At 68.7% G+C, this 3,256-nt stretch carries 4 protein-coding genes and 1 tRNA gene; 4 read left to right on the top strand and 1 reads right to left on the bottom strand.

The genetic code is table 11. From position 1 onward, the window contains the following. The 3 genes from AOK15_RS04900 to AOK15_RS04890 form a co-directional block, all read left to right on the top strand. Positions 1 to 762, top strand: a 762-nt coding sequence (locus AOK15_RS04900; protein WP_055513129.1) for a replication initiator, incomplete at its 5' end; no start/stop codon positions are given. Continuing rightward, positions 755 to 937, top strand: coding sequence for a helix-turn-helix domain-containing protein (locus AOK15_RS04895; RefSeq protein WP_055513127.1), 183 nt, complete (start codon positions 755 to 757; stop codon positions 935 to 937). The genes AOK15_RS04900 and AOK15_RS04895, both read left to right, overlap by 8 nt. Further along, positions 937 to 2,100: a tyrosine-type recombinase/integrase gene (locus AOK15_RS04890; protein ID WP_107099337.1), complete on the top strand. Its 1,164-nt coding sequence runs from the start codon at positions 937 to 939 to the stop codon at positions 2,098 to 2,100. Before AOK15_RS04895 ends, AOK15_RS04890 begins: the two co-directional genes overlap by 1 nt. A 55-nt stretch (positions 2,101 to 2,155) precedes the next feature. Here AOK15_RS04890 and AOK15_RS04885 read toward each other — a convergent pair. Continuing rightward, positions 2,156 to 2,231, bottom strand: a tRNA-Arg gene (locus AOK15_RS04885). Positions 2,232 to 2,488: 257 nt separating this feature from the next. Here AOK15_RS04885 and AOK15_RS04880 point away from each other — a divergent pair. Continuing rightward, positions 2,489 to 3,256 (top strand): ABC transporter ATP-binding protein (locus AOK15_RS04880; RefSeq protein ID WP_055513132.1); only part of this gene is annotated, 768 nt, incomplete at its 3' end.

The raw sequence follows: 3,256 nt of genomic DNA, 5'->3' as shown, positions 1-3,256 counted from the left end.
GGCCTGTCACAACGCCGCTTCCGCGAACACGCCCGCGTCTCCTTCGCCAAGGTCGCCGAGTACCAAAAGCGCGGCGCCGTCCACTTCCACGCCGTCATCCGCATCGACGGCCCCACCGGCGCAGACACCCCGCCCCCGACCTGGGCTACCGCTGAGCTGCTCACGGACGCCATCGAGGCGGCTGCGGCCAAGGTCCGCGTGGACGGACCGGTCATCGACGGCCGCACCCACACCGTCACCTTCGGCCGCCAACTCGACGTCCGCACCATCCAATCCGCCGACTTCAACGACGGCCAGGAACTGACCGAACGGGCCGTAGCGGCGTACATCGCCAAGTACGCGACCAAGGGTGCCGAGACCGCCACGGGAGCTCTCGACCGGCCGCTGAGGTTCGCCGCCGAACTCGCTCAGCTCGACATCAGCGACCACGCCCGCCGCCTCATCAGAACCGCCTGGACCCTCGGCGCCCGCAAGGACCTCGAACACCTCCGTCTGCGCGCCTGGGCCCACATGCTCGGCTTCCGCGGCCACTTCTCCACCAAGTCCCGCCGCTACTCCACCACCCTCGGCGCCCTCCGCGACGCCCGCGCCCAATGGCGCCGCGCCCAAGCCGCTGCCGCGCTGCCCGAGCGCGAGAACGCCACGACGTACGTCCTCGCGCACTGGGTCTTCGCCGGAACCGGCCTGACCGACACCGAAGCCTGGCTCGCCGAATCCCTCGAACCCGCCCCCGGAACGGAAGGAGAACCCACTCATGCATGACGACGAACTGCTGACGGTGCCTGACGTGATGGCGCGGCTCAAGCTCGGTCGCTCCACGGTCTATGACCTCATCCGCTCGCGTCGTCTGCCCTCGATCACCATCGGCCGGTGCCGTCGCATTCCCGTGCGGGCCGTCCGCGAGTACATCACCAGCGAAATGGAGGCGGCAGCCTGATGGCCGGCCAGCGCAAGCGCAACCCGAACGGGGCGGGCACGATCACCAAGCGCAAGGACGGCCGCTATCAGTGCGCCGTATACGTGCTCCAGCCGGACGGCACCCGCGCCCGGAAGTTCGCCTACGGCAAGACCTGGCAGGAGTGCGACACCAAGCGCCGGGAGCTGCTCGCCAAGGTCGACCAGGGCGTGCCCGTGCCGACTCGCTCGGCCAAGCTCTCGGAGTGGCTGCCGTACTGGCTGGACAACGTGATCAAGCCTCGGCGGAAGCTCAGCACGTACGACAAGTACGAGTCGCACGTCCGGCTCTACCTGGTGCCGCTGCTCGGCTCCAAGCGGCTCGAATCCCTCGCCGTCGCCGACGTGCGCCGCTTTCTCGTCCGTCTGGAGAAGGAGACCACCGCGGCAACGGCCAAGGAGTCGCACCGCGTTCTGCGTTCCGCGCTGTCCTCCGCCTGCCGCGAGGAGCTGATTACGCGAAACGTCGCCAAGCTTGTCGAGCCGCCCCGTACGGACAACCGGGAGTTGAAGCCCTGGAGCCTGGACGAGACGCTCGCCTTCCTCGCCGCGTCCCGCAAAGACCCGCTCTACGCGGCCTTCATGCTTGCCATCGCCATGGGCCTGCGCCGGGGAGAGATCATCGGTCTCCGCTGGTCCGACCTGGACCTCGACAACCGCGTGCTCTACGTCCGTCAGCAGACCCAGCGGCGCCGTGGCGTCCTGTACGACGACGACCCCAAGAGCCGCCGTCGACGCGTCGTCCCGCTGCCCGCGCTCTGCATTGCCCCATTGCGCTGGCATCGGATGCGGCAGTCGGCCGCGCGCGTCAAGGCGGGGGAGCAGTGGCACGAGTCGGGCTACGTCTTCACGACCCGTACCGGTCGCCAGGTCGAGCCGCGGAACGTCTACCGCTCCTTCACTCGCGTCGCCGAGTCCGCCGGCCTTCGCGTGATCCGGCTCCATGACGCTCGCCATGGCACGGCCACCCTCCTCACGGCGGCCGGAGTCGCGCCCCGCGTCGTGATGGAGATCCTCGGTCACAGCCAGATCAGCATCACCATGGACGTGTACACGCACGTAGTGCAGGACACCCAGCGCGAGGCGATCAGTCACATGGATCGGCTGCTCAAACGGCGGCCGGTTGTGAGTGACCGTCCTCGTTGATGTCAGAAGTGGATGTCAAAGGCCCCGGACCATGATCGGTCCGGGGCCTTTTGCCTGGTGCCCCCGGCAGGATTCGAACCTGCGACACCCGCTTTAGGAGAGCGGTGCTCTATCCCCTGAGCTACGAAGGCGGGGTGGCGTGGTGTGGTGCTTCGCCGCCGTCAGTGTAGCGGGTGGTGGTGGGGCGGTCGGATCTGTTTGGGGTTGGTAATTCGGTTCTCCCCGTCGGGGGGAGGGGCCTAGCATCGGCGCCGTTGTGTCGGACGGTGTTCGGGATTTCGGACGGGATGTTGGAAGGGATCTCGGGTGGCGTCCGGATGGTTGTCGGAGCGCGGTACTGCCCGGCGGGCACCGCCCGTGTGGCAGGGGGCCGAGCAGAACGGATGTGATGCCATTGAACGCGGTGATCGAGGCGCGCGGGTTGTCCAAGGTGTTTCATACGACCGTGCGCCGGCCAGGGCTCGGCGGGGCGCTCCGGTCGCTCGTCAGCCCGGAGCGCGTGGCCAAGGTCGCGGTGCGGGACGTCGACTTCCGTGTCGGCAGAGGGGAGTTGGTCGCACTCCTCGGGCCCAACGGGGCCGGCAAGTCCACCACGATCAAGATGCTCACCGGCATCCTCACCCCCACCTCCGGCGAGGCTCTCGTCGCCGGCGTCGTGCCCCATCGGGACCGGGAGCGCAACGCCCACAACATCGGCGCCGTCTTCGGGCAGCGGACCCAGTTGTGGTGGGACCTGCCCGCCCGGGAGTCGTTCGCGATCCTCCGCGACATCTACGGCGTCCCCGAGGACCGGTACCGGGAGCGCATCGACGAGTACGACGAGCTGCTCGAACTCTCCGAGTTCTGGGACACCCGCGTCCGGCACCTGTCCCTCGGGCAGCGCGTCCGGTGCGATCTCGCCGCCTCCCTGCTGCACGACCCTCCTGTCGTCTTCCTCGACGAACCCACCATCGGCATGGACGTGGTCGTGAAGGAGCAGGTCCGGCGGTTCCTGCGGCACCAGGTCGAGGAGCGGGAGCGGACCGTACTGCTCACCACGCACGACATGACCGAGGTCGCCCGGCTCGCCGAGCGGGTCGTCCTCATCAACCACGGCCGTATCGTCCTCGACGGGCCGCTCCAGGAGATCCGGCGCCGTTTCGGCGGCACCTGGCAG

It is taken from the genome of Streptomyces ossamyceticus (assembly GCF_001418475.1).
In the GTDB taxonomy this organism is placed as follows: Bacteria; Actinomycetota; Actinomycetes; order Streptomycetales; family Streptomycetaceae; genus Streptomyces; species Streptomyces ossamyceticus.
This window is presented reverse-complemented; position numbering and strand designations above follow the sequence as displayed.